Genomic DNA, 20,244 nt, shown 5'->3' on the forward strand with positions numbered 1-20,244 from the left:
TTTTCACTGGATTATGAAAAATAAGGAAACAAATTCACCTTCTCTTCCGTCTATATAAATATAAGAAATTTGAACTAGGGGTTTGCTAGAATGAGAACGAAAAAAGGATTTTCCGAACGTTTCGATTGGACATTATGTCTTTTGCTTATGTTATTTTGTTTAGTTAGCTGTATTGCTATATACAGCGCAAACGCTTCCTACTTACAATCACAAATTATGTGGTATGCAATTGGTTCTATTGTCATTGCTATTATTATGTATTTTGATAATGAACAGATTCAACAAATAACGTGGATTCTTTATGGGATAGGAGCATTATTACTAATTGGTCTTTTATTTGCCCCAGTAACCGATTTTACTCCTAAAAGGGGTGGAGCCCAAAGCTGGTATGTCATTCCTCACATTGGTAGTATTCAACCATCTGAATATATGAAGATTTTTTATATTTTAGCAATCGCAAAAGTTATAACGAATCATCATAAGAAAACTATTTATAAGTCGCTCTTAACTGACTTTATTTTAATGTGTAAGCTTGGAATTGTGGCTGGAATACCGATTGGTTTAGTCATTGTACAGGACTTTGGTACAACCCTCGTGCTAATGGCAATCTTAATTGGCATGATGCTAGTATCAGGAATTTCATGGAAAATTCTTATTCCGTTATATGGATCAGCTGCCGCCTTTGGTTCTATCGTTTTCTACTTAGCTATCTTTGGGCGAGAACTGTTAGAAAAATATTTGGGAGTCGATCCCTATCAATTCGATCGTATTAGCTCTTGGCTTGATCCCCATAATGCGGGGGATGCAGGATTGCAGTTAGTTAAATCCCTAATGGCAATAGGTTCTGGCCTAATTAGCGGAAAAGGATTAGGAAATGAGGAAGTATATATCCCCGAAAGACATACAGATTTTATTTTCACCATTATCGGAGAAGAATACGGTTTTATTGGTGGCAGTATTGTTATCATTCTTTATTTTTTCTTAATTTATCACCTTGTGAGAACAGCATTAAAAACAGCTGATCCTTACAGTATTTATATTACTGTTGGAGTGATTAGCATGATAACCTTCCATGTATTCGAAAACATCGGGATGACGATACAGTTGTTACCAATAACAGGCATCCCCCTTCCATTTATTAGTTATGGAGGTAGCTCATTAATGACGAATATGATGGCAATGGGACTCATTTTTAGCATTCGTTATCATTATAAGTCCTATATGTTTTCTAGCAATTCTCTATCTTTTTAAATTGAGAATCATGTTTTGCCGTTAAGAGGCTGGGACATAAGTATTTAAACCAACAACAAACACGAACTATAATGCAAAATAATTATATTATAGTTCGTGTTTGTTTTTTGGAAAATGTTTAAAAACGAAGTGAAATGGAGCGGAGGTCGCTCGACTCCTGCGGGAAATAGAGAAGCTTTAGACCCCGCAGCGCAGCGAGGAGGCTCAGCTTCCTCCCCGGCGCATCGTGCGTCTGTAGCGCAATGGAACGACTTAGTTTTTACACTTAACTATATTTTTAAAAAATAAAGTAGCTTTATTTAAGAGCTGGATTAAAGATTGTTCGTCTTTAAAGATTAGTTATTTAGTTTTGTCCCATCCTCTTTTAAATATGTCCATTTCATGAATTCTTTCTTCCTTTTGTTTCCTTTCCGGTCTAATTGGGGTATAAATTTTTATAGGACAACAAAAAATAAAAAGTAAAAATCTACCCCCTCCTTCACCTATTGAGATGACAAGCGTTTTTCATTTGTTTTAAAAATAAATTGTAATAATTATAAATAAATATTGATTTTAAATTAATATTTGTTATAATTAATATATAATCAATCGAAGGGAGTTTGTTAAAATGGGATTACAAACAAAAGTTGAATTACAAAAAGAACTAAACGTACAAATTGCTAACTGGAGCGTATTATACACAAAACTTCATCAACATCACTGGTATGTAAAAGGGCCTTTTTTCTTCACACTTCATGAAAAATTTGAGGAATTGTACGACGAGGCTGCTGAAGCAGTAGACGAAATCGCAGAACGCCTTCTTGCAATTGGTGGAAAACCTGTTTCAACATTACAAGAATTTATCGAAACTTCAACATTAAAAGAAAGTACAGAGAAACTAACTGCCAACGAAATGGTAAAATCTTTAGTAGAAGATTACAGCCAAATTAACACACAATTAAAAGCATTAGCAGAACATGCAGATGAATTAGAAGATGTAATTACAAATGATTTAGCAGTCGATCTAATTGGCAAAATTGAGAAACATTTATGGATGTTAACAGCGTATCTTTCTGAATAAACATAGTTAAACCACTTTTTCTTTCTAACGAAAAAGTGGTTTTTATTTGGAAGGAAACCCCTCTTCCCCAATACTATTTTCCCTATCAAAAAAGAAAAATTATTTTATTTCTTTTCTATAAAAAAGTATAATGATGGCAAAGTATGTATTTTTTCATCCCTAGGAGGGTAAGTATGAAAAAACAATTTGTAGTGATAGGACTAGGCAGCTTTGGTGGCAGTTTAGTAGAAGAGTTTCATAAAATGGGAGCAGAAGTATTAGCAATCGATCAGTCGTTGGAAAAAGTGGAAAAATATCGAGCATTCGCTACACTCTGCGTACAAATGACGAATATTACCGAAGCATCACTAACACAAATCGGTATTCGAAACTTTGATCATGCCTTTGTTTCATTTGGAGATGATGTAGAATCTAGCACCCTTACTACTATGCTTTTAAAAGAAATGGGCATTAGCCAAGTTTGGGTAAAAGCAGCAGATGTATATCATAAACGTGTTTTAGAGAAGATTGGTGCTGACCGTGTGATTCATCCGGAACAGGATATGGCAAAAAGAATTGCCCATCACGTTATTTCCGACAGTATGATTGATTATATTCAGCTTTCGAAAGAACACGGAATTGTCGAAATGGTGGCTTCAGCTAAAATACATAATAAATCCATTTTAGACTTAGACGTACGTGCAAAATATGGCTGTACAATTATTGGCATCCAGCGAGCAGGAGAAACAATCGTCTCTCCATCGGCAAATGAAGTAATCCTTAAAGGAGATATTCTAATCATGGTAGGTAGTAATGATTGCCTTTATGATTTTGAAGAAAAAGCCCTAAAATAAACCTATTAACAAAAAATATTGCACCCTAAATGAGAAGGCTATCATTAAGCTCTTCTCTTTTTTTATATATATTCTTGATTAGAAGCTCTATTATATACAACGTTTAATCCTTCACTCGCTGGGTATTAGTAGTATAAATTAAAAACAAGGAGTGAAGGATATGAACTATAATTGGAATTGGAATTCCTTTTGGGACAAGCTACCAGATTTTATTTTAGCTGTGGTTGTTTTAATCATAGGGTGGATTGTTGCTAAAATTATTGAAAAAGCCCTATATAAAGGACTACAGAAAACAAAATTGGATGATAAAATTTTCCCAGAAGGAAAACCACGAAAATATTCATCTGAAAAAATTATTAGTAAAATCGTGTTTTACTTATTATTGGTTTTCGTCTTTTCCCTATTCTTTAATATTTTAAATTTAACGGCTATTACTTCTCCATTAGTGAATATGCTGTCCTCTATACTTGGAGCTATTCCTAATATTCTAAAAGCCGGATTGATTCTTGTGGTAGCATGGATCATCGCAACTGGGTTAAAATTCCTTATTAAAAAAACAGGATCTACCTTAAAGGTCCATGAGAAACTGCAAAAATGGAATCTTACAGAAAAGAATAACCCGCAAAATATAATGGATAAAGTCGCAAATATTGTTTTCTACTTAGTCCTATTGTTATTCTTACCTGCAGTATTAGATGCACTAAATTTATATGGTGTTTCCGAACCATTTGCCAATATGCTTCAAAACATACTTGCCTTTTTACCAAAGCTACTAGCAGCTGCACTAATCGTCTTAGTCGGTTGGTTTGTTGCAAAGATTGTTCGTACCATTCTAACAAACTTCTTACAAACAATTGGTACAGATTCTTTAGCTAATCGATTAGGCATAAGCAAGCTTTTAGAGAATGTAAGCCTATCTTCTGTTATTGGCAACATTGTATTTATTTTCATTCTCATCCCAACTGTTATATCAGCGCTTGAGAAGTTAGATATTCAAGGAATCTCCCAGCCAGCTATTAACATGTTAAATGATATATTAACAATGATTCCGAATATCGCTATTGCCATTATCCTCATCTTAGTAGGCATTTGGATAGGAAAATGGGTAAAGCAAATGGTTGTTACCTTATTGGTAAAGCTTAGTCTAGATACTTATGTACGAAAAATGGGAATTAACCCTAATACTAGTATTTCAAATATTATTGGTTCTATCGTACAAATCCTGATTGTTTTCTTATTAGCAGTACAGGCATTAAATATAGTAGGACTAGAATTTTTAGTAACCTTATCAACTGCTGTTATTGCTTATTTACCAATGGTTCTCGCTGCAATAGTAATCATTGGCGTAGGCTTATGGTTAGGCTATCTTGTCCAGAAATTGTTAAGCAGTGTTTTACAAGGCGCTCACTTCAAGCTTTTACCGGTAATTGCAAAATATGCGATCATTACCATTTCCGTTTTTATGGCACTTGACCAATTAGGGGTAGCATCTTCTATTGTGAATTCTGCCTTTATCCTAATCCTAGGCGGACTTGCTTTAGCATTTGGATTAGCATTTGGTCTCGGAGGCAAAGACTTTGCCAAAAAAAGATTGGATAAACTAGATACAAAAATCGATCAAACATCTATCCAAAAACCAAATGATGATAATTCTCTAAATAATTAATACATTGCAAAGAAGGAGGCAGACTAGAAAAACGGTCTGTCTCCTTTTTCTATAAAGCAACATGTATTTTGTCATTTTTTTCAAAAACAGCTATTGTTATGAAACCCGTTTCATAGTTTAATCTAATTAAGAGAGTACAAATCAGCGTTATATATCGATTTCGATATAGCGTGATGATTTTGCTCTTTTTCTTATGGTAAATCAGTATCAAGCAGTTCATAGCCTTCTACTAGTGTAGAAAGCGGTACAATATCAGCATCCTTTTGATAGACTGGAATGTATTCTTTTAAAACACTTACTACAGAAGGACCAGAGATTCCTACATGGCCAATAGCAATAAACTCCTGCTCCTTATCTAGCCTTTTGGCTAACCTACTAGCTTGTTTAGCAATATGCTGATTTGTGTAAATATGATCAAAAAAGAGATCATTTTCTAAATAAGGTACATGGAGTTCCTCTGCTAACTCTTTTATAACACTTTTATTTGTTGTCTTACTGTCTAAATAGTAAAGATTATGCTTATGACACTCCTCTAGGATAATTCTCATTACCCTTTCATCTTCCGTTGCCTTTGACCCCATATGATGATTCATTCCCACTGCATAAGGAATGCTTTCTATAGCACCCTTAACTCGCTTTCTAATTTCCTCATTTGATAAATCTGTTGTAATAGCACCAGGTCCAAGCCAGCTTTTTTTTCCTTTTTTCGGTTCTAATGGCAGATGAACAATTACTTCATGTCCCTTTTTATGTGCACGAATAGCATCTTCTTTACTTGTGGAAAGAAAAGGCATAATAGCAACCGTAATGGGAACAGGTAAGTTGAGCATCTCATCTGTTCCTTTCATATTATTACCAAAATCATCAATAACGATTGCAAGTTCCTTTCTCACTTGATTCTTAGAGGAATCCACCTCTTGTGCGGAAATCCCTAACGGAAAGGAAAGAAAACACAAGAACCATATTATTTTTTTCATTTTATAACCCACCTTGTTTTCCGTTAGTATTTTCCGTATAGTCAGGTTGCATACAAAAATGTAGAGAAATTGTTTAATAAGCTGTTTTCACATAAAGGGGATACAGATTAACATCCCTTTAGAAGTAAAAAACAGTTCACTATAGTTTAGCGAACTGTTTTCTTTCCGTTATTTACTTTCGATGCATTTTAAACTCTAGGAATAAATCATTATACTCCGCTAATGAACGATGACCTAGGTTCTCATACACTTCTAATTTTGAAGTCATTTTTTCATCAGGATAGAAGCGCTCATCCCCAGTAATGTCTTCTGGCAAAAATTCCATCGCTGCCTTGTTTGGGGTTGAATAGCCAACATATTCTGTATTTTGCGCAGCGTTTTGGGCATCCAGCATAAAATTAATAAACTGATGAGCTCCATCCACATTCTTTGCCGTTTTGGGAATAACCATATTATCGAACCAAAGATTAGAGCCTTCTTCTGGAACAACATATTCTACCTCTTCATTTTCCCACATAATCTCAGCTGCCATTCCAGACCATAAGACACCGATAGATGCTTCTTCATTTTCAATGAGCATTCGAATTTCGTCTCCAACAATCGCTTTTACATTCGGCGTTAACATATCTAATTTTTCCTTTGCTTCCTTCAAATGCTCATGATCTTTATCATTTAAAGAGTAATGCAAGCTATTTAAGCTCATCCCCATAATTTCACGGGCACCATCTATAAGCATAATTTCATTTTTTAAATCTTTATCCCATAAATCATTCCAAGAAGTAATTTCTTTTCCACCAAGCATCGTTGGATTATAGACAATTCCAACTGTTCCCCAAAAGTACGGAATCGAAAATTTATTGTCTGGATCAAAGGATAGATTCATAAATCGACTATCTATGTTTTTCAAATTAGGAACTTTAGCATGGTCAATCGGAATTAATAAATCCTCTTCCTTCATTTTATCAATCATATATTCAGAGGGAATCGCAATATCATAGCTTGTTCCTCCCTGCTGAATTTTTGTCATCATCGCTTCATTGGAATCAAAGGTTTCATAGATAACCTTAATTCCTGTTTCTTCTTCAAATTTAGTAATTAAATCTGCATCGATATAATCTCCCCAGTTATATACTGTCAATGTATTACCACTTGTATACCCTCTGCTTGAATTTAATTGATTAACAATAAATAAAAGAATGAAAGACAGTGCAAAGATAGTAATTAATCCGCGAATTAGAGACTTCATTTTCTCACCCCCGCTTGCGAAGCTTTATTGACACGTTGCGTAATGAAATAATAGCCAATCACAAGAAGCAGCGTGAATAAGAATAACAAGGTTGATAATGCATTTATATTTAAAGAAATACCTCTTCTTGCTAAAGAGTAGATTTCCACAGACAGCGTCGTAAATCCATTACCAGTTACAAAGAATGTTACAGCAAAATCGTCTAAGGAGTATGTCAACGCCATAAAGAATCCAGCAAATATCCCCGGTGAGATATAAGGAATGATAACTTTTGTAAGAACATCCTTCCAGCTTGCTCCAAGATCTAATGCTGCATCAACTAAAGTTGGGCTCATTTCTTCTAGCTTTGGTAATACCATAATGACAACAATCGGAATCGAGAAGGCAATATGTGATAATAGTACGGAAAAGAAACCTAGTTTAATTCCAATGATAGTAAAGAAAATTAAGAAAGACGCACCAATAATAACGTCTGGACTTACTATTAGAACATTATTTAAGGATAAAATAGAATTTCGAAGACCCTTTTTCCTCATCATGGAAATACTAATCGCTCCAAGTACCCCTATAATGGTTGAAATTGCTGCAGATAAAAGGGCAATTATTATCGTATTTAAAACGATCACTAGTAATCTTGTATCCTGAAATAGTTCTTTATACCAATCAAATGTAAAGGAATCGAAATCATGCATGGTTCCTCCACTATTAAAGGAATAGAAGATTAAATAAAAGATTGGAGCATATAAAATGACAAAAACAATACATAAATAGAGAACAGATAATTTTGATAGCTTTTTCATTTTTATACCCCTCTCTTTCTGTTCCCTGTAAGAACCATGATAATAATCATGCTAATAATCAAAAATACAGCAATTGTTGAACCCATTCCCCAATCTTGTGTAATAAGGAAATGCTGTTCTATTGCAGTTCCTAATGTAATCACACGATTACCTGCAATTAGGCGTGTAATCATAAATAGTGATAAAGCCGGAATAAATACAGCTTGGCACCCTGATTTCACTCCATTTATTGTAAGTGGGAATATTACCTTTTTAAACGTCGTCCAAGAAGATGCTCCTAAATCCTGGGAAGCATCAACTAGGCTAGGATTTAACTTCTCTAATGCATTAAAAATAGGAAGAATCATAAAAGGTATAAATATATATACACTTACAAATAGGAAACTAAAGTCTGTAAATAATAGCTGTTGCTCGCCTATTCCCAGAAAGTCCAGCATTTGATTTGCTGCACCATGTGTTCCAAATATCCCTAAAAAAGCATAAGCTTTTAATAAAAGATTAATCCAGGAAGGTAATATAATTAATAACAGCCATAATTGCTTATGCTTTGTTTTCGTCAATAAATAAGCGGTAGGATATGCAATTAGCAAGGAAAAGAATGTGATTAAAAATGCATACCAAAAGGAACTTAATGTCATCTTTAAATAAACAGGTGTAAAGAACTTCTGATAATTTTCAAACGTAAATGCCCCTTCAATATCAAAGAATGAATAATAGACAACCAGTGCAACTGGGGCAATGACAAAGAGTGCAATCCAAAGATAATATGGGAAAGTATACCATTTTGTATTACTTTTCATTGACTACACCCTCATACGCTTCTAGTCGCTTATCAAATTCTTCCTCTGTTTCTCCTAGTCGCATAACATGAATGGCTTCTGGCTCAAAGTAAAGACCAATTTCGGTTCCAACAGTAGCTTTCTTTGTGGAATGGACAAGCCACTCATTTCCGTCTTCATCATAGCCACAAATCTCATAATGGACTCCTCTAAATAATTGAGAGTCTACTTTTACCTTTAGCTTTCCTGCCTCAACAGATGAAATTTCTAAATCCTCGGGGCGAATTACTACTTCCACTGCTTCATTTTCATTAAATCCACCATCCACACAATCAAACGTTTTGCTTCCAAAATGGACAATAAAATCTTTTTTCATCAATCCAGGAACAATATTGGATTCACCGATAAAATCTGCAACAAAGCGATTAATTGGTTCATCATAAATATCTATTGGTGTTCCACTTTGCTCGATTCGTCCTTTGTTTAAAACGAAGATTTCATCCGACATCGCCAATGCTTCTTCTTGGTCATGTGTAACAAAGATGAAGGTAATACCTAATCTTCTTTGTAATTCTCTAAGTTCATACTGCATTTCCGTGCGAAGCTTCAAATCCAATGCGGATAATGGTTCATCTAGAAGAATAATCTCTGGTTCATTTACAATGGCCCTAGCTATAGCAACACGTTGTCTCTGCCCACCAGACATTTCACTGATTTCTCTATTCTCATAGCCTTCTAAATTGACGAAACGAAGCGCTTCTTTCACCTTGTTTTCAATTACTTGCTTCTTCCATTTTTTTATGCGCAGACCAAAGGCCACATTTTCAAATACATTTAAATGGGGGAAAAGCGCATAATCCTGAAAAACTGTATTTACTTGTCTCTTATTGGCTGGAATTTTATTAATCTGCTTCCCATTAAAGTAAATATTTCCATCTGTAGGTTCCATAAATCCGGCAATTAATCGTAAAACAGTCGTTTTCCCGCAGCCAGATGGTCCAAGCAAGGTATAAAATTTACCTCTTTCAATTTCAAAGCTTACATTCTTTAGAACAGTTGTATCTTGATCATAATTTTTTGTTACATTTTCAAATCGAATAATATGCTGCTCAGACATAATATCCTCCTCTTTATCTATTATTTTGTAAGATTGCTGTTGACAGCCCTTTATCGTCTTTAAAGCTCCCTCTGTTTACAAAGCAGCTAAATCTAAAGTAAACAGTATTTTATTAGCAAAAAAATCCTTCCTTATAAGTAAGATTCGGTAACTACGAGAATCAATTCTGTTACACCATCTGCTAAATTCACTAGTTGGTGTTCTTCTGTAGCATGATAATAAATAGATTCCCCTTTTTTTGCCTTATACTCTTGCTTTCCTAATTTAAGCAATACTTCGCCTTCCACTACATAGGCAAATGTTTCCGATAGAGATGGTTCAAATTGTTTAAATTCTCCATGCTGATAAAAGAATAACCGGATTGGTTCCATTTCCTTTTCATTCGATTCTGGTACTAGCCATTGAATGCGATAGCCTTTTTCCTCATCAAAAAAATCGGTGATATCGTCCTCTGTATATATAACTTTTTGCTTTCGTTCATCATCATCAAAGAATTCTTTTGGTGTACATCCTAATACCTCTAAAATAGTAAAAAACGTTTCAATAGAAGGAGAACTTAAATCTCTCTCTAGCTGGGATATATACCCTTTACTTAAATCCGTTCGTTCCCCTAATTCTTCTTGTGTAAGTCCTTTTTTCAACCGTAAATTTTTTATTTTTTTGCCAATTTCCATCATTCAACCTACTTTTTGTTTAGAAATAGTAAACACAAAGACATAAAAGTTTGGTATTTATAAACTTAAAGTTTACTTTTACCCAATTATTATACAATACTTTGTATAACATGCAATCATTTTTTGTTGTATTTCATCATTTTTTATTTACAAAAAAATACATACTTAGCAACTTTCTAGTTAGATTAATTTCCCAAAAAACAAAAAAGAATTCCCCTTAATTAGGTTACCACTCTAAGAACGTTGTCGATGAGATTATCCATAAATTATGAATAATAACGCCTCCAATTATCCCATGGTACCCTTTTAAGAAAAATTCCCTCTTACTCGTTTTTCCTACAGCTGTTTTTAATCGATTGGTATGTATTTTCCACTATCTACTTTTTCTATTTTTTTGAAATGAATTAGCTTTTTTAAAGATGCATTGCAATACGCAGAAGCATCATAAGAATCTCTTCCAACTCTTATTCCAATCTCAGTAGGTCCAATCCCTACTTTTTCCCCTTTTTCCTTATACAAATCACACAGTGCCTTATAAATATTATCATCTTTTTCCGTAATTCGTAGTTTGGAATATTGTTTCAATCTTTATTCCTCCTATTACTCCCATTTTACTGCAGGTACTTAACAGATTTCTTTCCCTTAAATAATTACTTCCTATTTCTATGAAAATTTTTGTGTAAATTTTCAATTAATAAATTATTACTGATTAAGTCTGCTAATTTAAGCATACTAATCCTTCAGGAAAATAACATGTATTTATCTATTTTTTTTTGAAAAATAGATAAAACGTTTCAAAACTCTGTATGTTAATAGGTCAAAGGATTCATTTCAATATATTGAACACTTAGTCACCTTTCCTATTTTTTTGGAGAAAATATCCTTTTGCCCAAACATTGTATATTATTGGTTTTTTCTATTCTTTTCCCAAATTTTGAAAAATTGTAACCTGTTTATATGTTCAATATATAGAACGTATAAATAAAAAAGAAAAACCACCTGACATTATAAGTGATTTTTCCGCTTGATTTTTAGTCTTCTCGTTTCATTTTATGGTGCTTTTTAAACATGAAATGTTGCCCATATGATGGAAATAGCTTTAACTTTTTCACTTCCTCAGGATGCTTAATCATCATTTCCTTTAATAATTCTTTTGGCTCCTTATTTTTCGTATCTAGCCCTAGCTCTTTCGCTTTACTAATAATTTGTGAATCTCTTATCTCATCAGCAATTTGCTTTAAATCCTTTCCTTCTGTTTTGATCTTCAGCTTTTCTGCTTCCACCATAATCATTTTTTCGTGAACCTCTTTACCCAATTTCTGCATATTCTTTCCTTTTGTATCGATTCCTAACTCTTTAGCCTTTTTCGAAATTTTCGCCTCAAATACTTCTTTCATCAATGTTTTGCCATCTTTTCCTTCTGTGTTAATTCCAAGCGATTTTGCTTCTTCCTTTAAGTGAGCAGTATGTACTTCCATCGCTATCTTTTGTATATCTTTTCCTTCTGTTTTGATTCCTAATTTTTCTGCCTCTTTCTTTATTAATACCTCATGAATTTCTTTTTTTATTGCAATAGGATCTTTTCCTTCTGTTTTAATGCCAAGACTTTTTGCCATTTCTTTTAAAAACTGTGTATCTTCTTGAGATATTTCCTTTTTGTCTGGTGTTGCCAGGGATGGAGCTGCACTAGTCAATGAACCAAAGCCTGTTAATGCTACTACAAAAGCTAGCATTATTAGCATCATTTTTTTCATTTTATTCTTCCTTTCCATTTTAGATAATTATTTTATATCTTTTATATCCTTTCCTGTTCATTGTTTTATATGTAAGCTTTCTACTAAAATTATCACCGTTTTGTTGCTAGAACCTTTCCATCAAAAAACTCAAATTTACCTACTTATATGCTTTACGAATAGACATACTAACTACCTTCTGCTATTTTACTTATATACAATATTTGTGGAGATGAGTTATTACATGAGTAAATTTACAAAAGATTACATCATAAAAATGGAGGATATCGTAAGAGAAGGCGACCCCATCCTTCGGGAAAAAACAAAAGAAGTTACGATTCCTCCTACGAAAGAGGATCGAGAAGAGCTTGAATGCATGTTGCAATACTTGAAAAATAGTCAGGATCCTGTCCTATCAGAAAAATATCAATTACGGGCTGGTGTTGGCCTCTCAGCTAATCAAATTGGATTAAATAAACGAATGTTTGCCGCATATATAAAACAAGAACATGGCGAACCGTTGGAATTTATGCTCATTAATCCAAAAATAATTAGTCATTCTACTGCCATGACCTTTATACCGGAAAGCGAAGGCTGCCTTTCCATTGATCGACCAATCGTAGGCTATGTTCCGCGCTACCGAAGAATAACCGTTCGAGCTTATACTATTAATGGGGAAGAAGTAAAAATTAAATTGAAGGATTATGAAGCAATCGTTTTTCAGCATGAAATAGATCATTTAAATGGGATATTATTTTTTGATCATATCAATGGTAAGAACCCATTTGAGCTGCCTGCGAATGTTGATATTAGTCCACTTTATTAAAAAAAGCTCATAAAAAAGCCAAACAACTATACGAAAATTTTCGTGTAATTGTTTGGCTCTAATTTTTGGCTAGGACACTTATGTCACAACCTCTTTATTTACTCAGCATCAGCTTCTAATTTATTTTCAATCTTATATTTTGCAGTTGCCTCCGATAACCAAGTGCTAGCTTGCTCTTGTACTTTTTGATCTAATAATGTTTCTTTAATTTGATCTTTTGACTCTTCTAATGTTGCTTCTTTTGCTTCTTGTTTGCCAGTAACTTTAATAATATGATATCCATAATCTGTTTTCACTGGATCACTAATTTCATCTACATCCATAGCGAAAGCAGCTTTATCAAATTCTTCAACCATTTGTCCTGAAGAGAAATAACCTAATTCTCCACCACTCTCTTTTGTTTGTGTATCGGTTGAATATTCTTTCGCTAATTCAGCAAAGTCTCCACCTTCATCTAGCTTCTTCTTCACTTCTTTAGCTGTTTCTTCATCTTCTACTAAAATATGGCTTGCTTCTACTTGCTCTGGTGTGTCTAAACTTTCTTTATTGTCTTCAAAGTATGTTTTAATCTCATCATCTGTGATTTCGATAGAAGGCTCAAGAATTTTTGTTACTTTTAAATTTTGCTCAATTTGCTCTTTAAACACATCTTCTGTTAATCCATTTTGAGCTAATAATGTATTAAAGGTATCTTGTCCACCGTATTGTTCAACCATCTTATCCAATTCTGCTTGGATTTCTTTATCAGTTACTTTCACTTTTTCCTTATCAGCTTCCAGATCTACAACTTTATTAGAAATCATCATACTTAATACACTTGCGCCATATTGCTTATTTAGCTCTTCATTTAATTGTTCTTGCGTAATTTTTTCCTTATCTACTGTTGCAACCGTTTCACTTCGCTGTGTTAAATAAACCGCTCCTATTATTAACGCTACTAGTACTACCGCTAAAATAGGAATAAGAACCTTTTTATTTTTCATATTAAGCTAAAATCCTCTCTGCACAAAATTTTGGATATAACGAGCATATCCCCATTATAACTCTTACATTATATTATCATATAATTATGACGAAATTATTAACAGATTTAAAAAAATTCCATCCTACCTTTAAAATAAGATGGAATTTTTTCGACAATTTTTTTATGTTTCACATGAAACGTGTCGATTAACTTGTTGTATTATTACTTGTTAATGTTAATTCCACTTTTTGCGATTTACCATCTCTATAGAATTCTAACTCGACTTTGTCTCCTACTTTCACTTCTGTGTAAAGATATTTACGCAAATCGGTTGAATTCGTGATTTTTTTCCCATCAATAGAGACAATCACATCTTGTACTTTTAAGCCCGCCTCTGCAGCAGCAGAATTCGAATCAATATTTGTAATCATTACTCCTTCTGAAACCTCGTTTGGTAGGTCTTGTAAATACATTCTAGGAACTTCCTCTAAGCTCGCTAATCCTACCCCAAGATATGGTCGCTCTACTTTTCCTTTTTCAATAATATCATTTACTATTGGTATAAGATCATTACTTGGGATTGCGAATCCTAATCCTTCTACACCAGAATCAGCAATTTTTAAACTGTTAATCCCTATTACCTCTCCTGAAGAATTAATAAGAGCTCCTCCGCTATTACCAGGATTTATCGCTGCATCTGTTTGGATTACATTGAATTCCCAATCGCCTGCAGATGTATTAACCGTTATGCTTCGTTCTACCGCACTAACAATTCCTTGTGTTACCGTTCTAGATAGCTCTAAGCCAAGGGGATTACCAATTGCCCATACTTGATCTCCAGGTCTTAGTGTAGAAGAATCTCCAAAATTAATGACATCTGTTGCATATTTGGCATCAATTCTTACGACAGCTAAATCGGTTAAAGCATCTGCGCCAATCAATTTTGCATCCGTTTTCTCTCCACTATATAGAGAGATTTCTAATGAATTTGCCCCTTCAATAACATGGTTATTTGTTACAATATATGCATACTGATCATCCTTTTTGAAAATTATGCCAGAACCTGACCCAGACTCCACATCACTGGATTCTTCTGAAAATGGATTTGACTGTTGCTGTTGAAGGTTTTCAATTCCAACGATTGCTTTAGAAGAAGCTTCTACCATATCAGCAATAGCTACTGTCCCATCACTAGTTGTTGTATTGGCTGTTGTATTGGCTGTAATGGCTCCTGTTTGCTTGCTTTCCACTTTAGTAGAAAGCTCAGACACTTGCTTTTCCAGCTTATCATAAGAATCATTGTACAAATCAGTATATGGAATTGTAAAAAAAGTTAAGGCGGAACCTACTATACCTGCTGCCAACAAAGAGAAGAAACCTTTTGCTTTTGAATTACCTTTTTTACTATTGAATTGGGCTCTTTCTGTTCTACCTTCTTCAGTTGAACTTGCGATTGCTTGTTCCGTAGCTTTCACTTCCTCCATCTCTTCTTTATCAAGACGGATATGTTCATCTATATCAGAAGATAAAATAGGCTGTTCTGATTCTTGTCGCATATCTGTTTCCTCTTTAAGTTTTGGCTCCTCCTCATTTGCTTGTTCTTGCTTCTTTTCAGAAGAATCATCTGTATTTAAGTTCAGTTGATTATCTTCTGGCAGTTCTTTCTCCCATTCATTTCTTTTTTCATAATCACTCATCTTTTGTTCTCCTCCTATTTCTAATTTCGAACAATTATTTCCATTAATTTATTTTCTTTTCATTTCAATTAACGTCTTTATACATACATAGTAACCAATATATATGAATAAATTATGAACAAAATTTGAAAAGACATAGAAGAATTTCGGAACAATTCCATTCCTCCTAAATATCCTTTGAGTACTAATCTCTAGCTTTTCTGCTAAGTGGATATTAGAACTTAAGTGACTCGCAACAATGAGCCCCATTCAGCCTATGCTATACAAATGAATTTAGCACCGTCACTTTTCCTGTGGAAGTGGAAAGAAAATGGTAAAGGTTGTTCCTTTCCCTTTTTCACTCGTTACTTGAATATCCCCTTCATGGAACTGCACTAATTGTTTAACAATCGATAAACCAAGTCCAAATTCTCCATATGGATTATTCGTCCTTGAGAGATCTGCTTTATAAAATCTCTTCCAAATATTTTCTATTTCATGCGCATCTATTCCAATGCCAGTATCCTTAACCTCAATGATTGTTCTGTCGGATTCCATTCGGCCACTCAGCCAAATGCTTCCATTTTCAGTAAACTGAATGCTATTCTTCGTAATGTTCATTAAGATTTGGATTAAACGATCATAATCTGCATAAATTACCGCATCGTGATCGACTTCTACATAGATTTTTACATCCTTTTCCTCTGCTAGAAAGGATAGCTGCTCATAAATAATCTCCAAAACTTCTTCAAGGGAAATGAATTCCTTCATTAAAACAATCTGATTGGAGCGAATTTTATCATAATCAAGATTTTCATTTACTAGCCGGATAAGTCTTTTTGCTTCTTGGCTAATTAGTTTGAGTCCTTTATCCCGCTCATTTTCTGGTATCATATTATTATTTAAGCCCTCAATCACGCCGCTTATCGTTGTTAAAGGAGTCTTTAATTCGTGTGAAACATCAGACATAAATTGTCGGCGCCGATTTTCTAACGCATCTATTGCTTCTTTTGATTCTCTTAGTCTATCTACCATCTGATTAAAATCTTGACCTAGTTCCCCTATCTCATCAAAAGTAGAGGATGATACTTTTACACTATAATCCCCTTCTGCAACATGACTTGTAGCTTCCTGGAGCTTTTTTATCCGCTTAACATGCACCCTTGAAAAAATGAAACTCATTAATAAAGCAATTGCAAAAACTAAGAAGAGAATATAAATCAAATAGCGATTAATTTCTTGAATCATTTCTTTCGATTCTACAAGAGGAGATGTTAAAATAATTCCACCCACAACAACATCATTAACAGAGTATGGAATCGCAACAAGTGCTACCTCTTGATCTCCTCTTCTTGTACTAGGCTTAATAACCGTGCTACTTCCGTCTTTTATTTCATCCCACTCTGCCGTAGTAATATTGATATCCAAATCTTTTCCGAAAGACCAAATCCGGTTTCGTTGTGTATTAAATATGCCTATCGTTATTCCTGTCCCCTTCAGCTCTTCGGAATAACGTAATAAAGTTGAATACGTGGAAGCAGACCATAGATCCGCTCCTTGAACATCTTGAACAATATTATATCCATAGCCCTGTAATTCATCTGCTTTCATCGAAAATACTAATTTCTCTATATAATGGGAAAAAACCAAGCTTAATACTAATAGTGCCACCAGAATGACACTTAAATGACTTATTAGCTGCTGATAGATGTATTTAATTCTCATGTACTACCACCGTTTCATCGAATTTATATCCTACACCCCATACTGTATGTAAAAAGGGCTGACTATCTCTTCCTATTTTTCTTCTGAGTCTTTTAATATGGACATCAACCGTACGATCATCTCCATAAAACTGAAATCCCCATACTTGCTGTAATATCTGTTCTCTGGAAAACACTTGTTTAGGGTGCTGAACAAAGAATGAAAGTAAATCAAATTCTTTTGGTGTTAATCCCAATATTGGTCGATCATCAATCAATACTTCTCTCGTTTCTTTATTTACTTTAATAATTGCATTTCCGCTTCCATCTTCTTCATTAGACTTTCTTCTCCAAATTGCCTTTATTCTTGCAATTAAGGCTAGTGGACTAAAGGGCTTTGTAACATAATCATCTGCTCCCATTTCTAGCCCAAGTACTTGATCTGATTCCCCATCCTTTGCTGTTAACATAATAATAGGTGTCTCTTTATCTGTTTCTCTTATTTTGCGACAAACTGTTATACCATCTAAATCTGGAAGCATCCAGTCTAAAATAATCATATCATATTTATTTTGCTTCAAATGTTTATATCCTTCCAAGCCGTTAGAAAGAAAGGTTACCTGAAAGCCCTCCTTCATAAAAAACATTTCCAGCATGGAACAAACACTTTTATTATCTTCTATTACTAAAATATCCATAAGTACTCTCCTATTTTATCTGCTTTTTACTAATTAAAGCCGCTTTTACTAATAGAAGCAATAGCTTACCTTCCTATTTAATGGATTGTTAAAGGTTAGGAAATAGTTCGTTCATATTTTAAAAAAGACATTTGTACATAGACACAAAAAAGACCATCTAAAAGATTCCTCCTTTAAATGGTCTACTAAATTAACTTATTTAGTTAACTTCTGCCTTACTTTCTTCCAATACTTTTTCTGCGAGAAGTAGCCCTCCTGTGATGCCGGCATTATCTCCTAATCCTGGTCTAACAATATATTCATTCATCTTGTCTTGGACTTCTGGATAGGAAACATACCCATTTAAAAGTTCGCTCAAATGGCGATATACATGTGTTAACACATGCTCCTGATTCATAACACCTCCGCCAAGGATGATTTTTTTAGGGGATAGAATAAGGATATATTGCATGAGTGCCTGTGCAATATAATAGCCCTCCATTTCCCATACACTTTCCTTGTCACTTAAATGAATAGCCTTCTCGCCCCATCTTTCTTCAATTGCTGGTCCTGCAGCTAACCCTTCTAAACAATCTGCATGGTATGGGCATCTCCCTTTGTACATATCTTCTGGATGTCTTCTGACTAAAATATGTCCCATTTCTGGATGTGTCAAACCTTGCAATAATTCGCCATTAACATACGCACCAGCACCAATGCCTGTACCAATGGTAATATATAAACAATTATCTACTCCTTTAGCAGCACCTAACTTTGCCTCTCCTAGCGCAGCAACATTTACATCTGTATTAAAACCAGTTGGAACAGAAAATTCATCCTCTATTGCTTTTAATAATGAATAGTCCTTCCAAGCTAGTTTAGGCGTAGTTGTGATATTTCCATAAGTAGGACTATTTTTATCCACATCAATTGGACCAAATGACCCGATTCCAATTGCTTCAATAGGAAACCTTTTAAAAAAGGCAATTACCTCTGGCATTGTTTCTTCAGGGGTCGTCGTTGGAATGGAAATTCGTTCTTTAATTTCCCCTTTTGCATCTCCTACTGCACAGACAAATTTTGTTCCGCCTGCTTCAATCGCACCATATAATGTCATGAATCTTCTCTCCTTATGAATGACTAGATTTATTTGCTTATTTACTGTTTATCTGCTGGAAAAACAACTCCTGTTTGCTTTCTTACCTCGTCCATAATTTCCATGACCGTTAAAGAAACATCATAAGTGTTCACAGAAGATTCTATTTTCCCCGCTTTAATCAATTCAATAAATTCCTTCGCCTCATAATACATCGAAGCTGGCTTTTGTGAAACCGTCAGATCCTCTTTTTCCCCTTTACGCGGGATAAATTCTACCTTTGTAGGTGTGCTGAATTGTTGAATTAATATGTTTCCTTCTTCCCCTTGAATTTCGGATGGAATATAGGAATTGGTGATTTTTGAATACATCAATAGTACATCCATATCAGAATAGCTTAAAATGATGCTTCCTTCTCCATCTACCCCTGAATCTAGTAAGAAACTATTTGCTTTAATTTCCTCTGGCCTTCCAAACAGAGCTACCATTGGATAAAGACAATAAACACCAATGTCCATTAGTGATCCATTTGATAATTCTGGCTTAAATGCATTTAATACCGTTCCTTCTTTATAAGCATCATATCGTGAAGAATACTGACAATAGCTTACAAATGCACGACGGATTTTTCCGACTTTATGTAAATTCTTTTGAATAACTTGAAAGTTAGGAAGGAAAGTTGTTTTTAATGCTTCCATTAATAAGACATTATTTTCCTTGGCAACCTCCATCATCTGTCTCACTTCACGTGCATTAGAAGCCATCGCTTTCTCTGTTAAAACATGCTTTTTATTTTTCAAAAAAACGATAGCCTGTTCTGCATGATAGGCATTAGGACTAGCAATATATACAGCATCGATTGTATCGCTTTTTGCCATTTCTTCTAAATCTGTGTATGTATAATCTGCCCGATACTTATCAGCAAACGTTTTTGCTTTATCTTCCGTTCTAGAATATACCGCTGTTAATTGAAAGTCTGCTATTTCACTAGCCGCCTCAATAAAAGATTCTGTAATCCAATTCGTGCCGATGATTCCAAATCTAATCGTCATAAAATGTAGATCCTCCTATTCGATGAAATCTTCCCATCTTTCTTTTATTTTGGATGGAAGTCGCTAAAAAAGCAACTATCAGCTAGCATTTTTATCTTTTGAAAATGGTTCTAT

At 34.2% G+C, this 20,244-nt stretch carries 19 protein-coding genes; 5 read left to right on the forward strand and 14 right to left on the reverse strand.

Features of this window, described 5'->3' with window-relative positions; translation table 11 throughout:
- Window positions 1-90 precede the first annotated feature (90 nt).
- The 4 genes from ACWNMZ_RS00655 (at window position 91) to ACWNMZ_RS00670 (ending at window position 4,810) form a co-directional block, all read left to right on the forward strand.
- On the forward strand, window positions 91-1,251 hold the full coding sequence (locus ACWNMZ_RS00655; RefSeq protein WP_235252103.1) for an FtsW/RodA/SpoVE family cell cycle protein: 1,161 nt from the start codon (window positions 91-93) through the stop codon (window positions 1,249-1,251).
- A 607-nt stretch (window positions 1,252-1,858) separates the two neighbouring features.
- The gene (locus ACWNMZ_RS00660) at window positions 1,859-2,311 is read left to right on the forward strand and encodes a Dps family protein (RefSeq protein ID WP_031536271.1); all 453 of its coding nucleotides are present in this window, start codon (window positions 1,859-1,861) and stop codon (window positions 2,309-2,311) included.
- A 173-nt stretch (window positions 2,312-2,484) separates the two neighbouring features.
- Window positions 2,485-3,144, forward strand: coding sequence for a potassium channel family protein (locus ACWNMZ_RS00665; protein ID WP_031536270.1), 660 nt, complete (start codon window positions 2,485-2,487; stop codon window positions 3,142-3,144).
- 160 nt (window positions 3,145-3,304) lie between these two features.
- Window positions 3,305-4,810 (forward strand): mechanosensitive ion channel, encoded by a 1,506-nt coding sequence (locus ACWNMZ_RS00670; protein ID WP_031536269.1) that lies wholly within the window; start codon window positions 3,305-3,307, stop codon window positions 4,808-4,810.
- Window positions 4,811-5,001: 191 nt separating this feature from the next.
- Here the strand turns inward: ACWNMZ_RS00670 and ACWNMZ_RS00675 are convergent, their stop codons facing one another.
- From ACWNMZ_RS00675 to ACWNMZ_RS00710, 8 genes are all read right to left on the reverse strand, one after another.
- Complete coding sequence (locus tag ACWNMZ_RS00675; protein WP_031536268.1) at window positions 5,002-5,787, reverse strand: divergent polysaccharide deacetylase family protein; 786 nt, start codon at window positions 5,785-5,787, stop codon at window positions 5,002-5,004.
- Between the two features lie 172 nt (window positions 5,788-5,959).
- The gene (locus ACWNMZ_RS00680; RefSeq protein WP_031536267.1) at window positions 5,960-7,033 is read right to left on the reverse strand and encodes an ABC transporter substrate-binding protein; all 1,074 of its coding nucleotides are present in this window, start codon (window positions 7,031-7,033) and stop codon (window positions 5,960-5,962) included.
- Window positions 7,030-7,833 (reverse strand): ABC transporter permease, encoded by an 804-nt coding sequence (locus tag ACWNMZ_RS00685; RefSeq protein ID WP_031536266.1) that lies wholly within the window; start codon window positions 7,831-7,833, stop codon window positions 7,030-7,032. Before ACWNMZ_RS00685 ends, ACWNMZ_RS00680 begins: the two co-directional genes overlap by 4 nt.
- Window positions 7,834-7,835: 2 nt before the next feature.
- Window positions 7,836-8,633, reverse strand: coding sequence for an ABC transporter permease (locus ACWNMZ_RS00690; RefSeq protein WP_251627851.1), 798 nt, complete (start codon window positions 8,631-8,633; stop codon window positions 7,836-7,838).
- Entirely contained in the window at window positions 8,623-9,729 is a 1,107-nt protein-coding gene (locus tag ACWNMZ_RS00695) for an ABC transporter ATP-binding protein (RefSeq protein WP_251627853.1), read from the reverse strand. Before ACWNMZ_RS00695 ends, ACWNMZ_RS00690 begins: the two co-directional genes overlap by 11 nt.
- Before the next feature lie 131 nt (window positions 9,730-9,860).
- On the reverse strand, window positions 9,861-10,403 hold the full coding sequence (locus tag ACWNMZ_RS00700; RefSeq protein WP_031536263.1) for a helix-turn-helix domain-containing protein: 543 nt from the start codon (window positions 10,401-10,403) through the stop codon (window positions 9,861-9,863).
- Window positions 10,404-10,751: 348 nt separating this feature from the next.
- A complete protein-coding gene (locus ACWNMZ_RS00705; protein ID WP_031536262.1) occupies window positions 10,752-10,988 on the reverse strand; it encodes a hypothetical protein in 237 nt (78 codons plus the stop codon).
- A gap of 446 nt (window positions 10,989-11,434) precedes the next feature.
- A complete protein-coding gene (locus tag ACWNMZ_RS00710) occupies window positions 11,435-12,157 on the reverse strand; it encodes a hypothetical protein (RefSeq protein ID WP_031536261.1) in 723 nt (240 codons plus the stop codon).
- Window positions 12,158-12,380: 223 nt separating this feature from the next.
- Here ACWNMZ_RS00710 and def point away from each other — a divergent pair, with 223 nt between their 5' ends.
- Entirely contained in the window at window positions 12,381-12,962 is a 582-nt protein-coding gene (gene def, locus ACWNMZ_RS00715) for a peptide deformylase (protein WP_031536260.1), read from the forward strand.
- Between the two features lie 98 nt (window positions 12,963-13,060).
- Here the strand turns inward: def and ACWNMZ_RS00720 are convergent, their stop codons facing one another.
- From ACWNMZ_RS00720 to ACWNMZ_RS00745, 6 genes are all read right to left on the reverse strand, one after another.
- Window positions 13,061-13,945, reverse strand: a complete 885-nt coding sequence (locus ACWNMZ_RS00720) for a peptidylprolyl isomerase (RefSeq protein WP_031536259.1) — start codon at window positions 13,943-13,945, stop codon at window positions 13,061-13,063.
- 187 nt (window positions 13,946-14,132) lie between these two features.
- Window positions 14,133-15,623: a S1C family serine protease gene (locus tag ACWNMZ_RS00725; RefSeq protein WP_251627855.1), complete on the reverse strand. Its 1,491-nt coding sequence runs from the start codon at window positions 15,621-15,623 to the stop codon at window positions 14,133-14,135.
- Window positions 15,624-15,905: 282 nt separating this feature from the next.
- A complete protein-coding gene (locus ACWNMZ_RS00730) occupies window positions 15,906-17,327 on the reverse strand; it encodes a sensor histidine kinase (protein ID WP_048716880.1) in 1,422 nt (473 codons plus the stop codon).
- Window positions 17,317-18,003: a response regulator transcription factor gene (locus ACWNMZ_RS00735; protein WP_048716883.1), complete on the reverse strand. Its 687-nt coding sequence runs from the start codon at window positions 18,001-18,003 to the stop codon at window positions 17,317-17,319. Before ACWNMZ_RS00735 ends, ACWNMZ_RS00730 begins: the two co-directional genes overlap by 11 nt.
- 199 nt (window positions 18,004-18,202) lie before the next feature.
- On the reverse strand, window positions 18,203-19,099 hold the full coding sequence (locus ACWNMZ_RS00740; RefSeq protein WP_109767901.1) for an ROK family protein: 897 nt from the start codon (window positions 19,097-19,099) through the stop codon (window positions 18,203-18,205).
- A gap of 41 nt (window positions 19,100-19,140) precedes the next feature.
- On the reverse strand, window positions 19,141-20,130 hold the full coding sequence (locus ACWNMZ_RS00745; protein ID WP_109767900.1) for a Gfo/Idh/MocA family protein: 990 nt from the start codon (window positions 20,128-20,130) through the stop codon (window positions 19,141-19,143).
- Between the last annotated feature and the right edge of the window lie 114 nt (window positions 20,131-20,244).

It is taken from the genome of Niallia sp. Marseille-Q9988, from assembly GCF_976954375.1.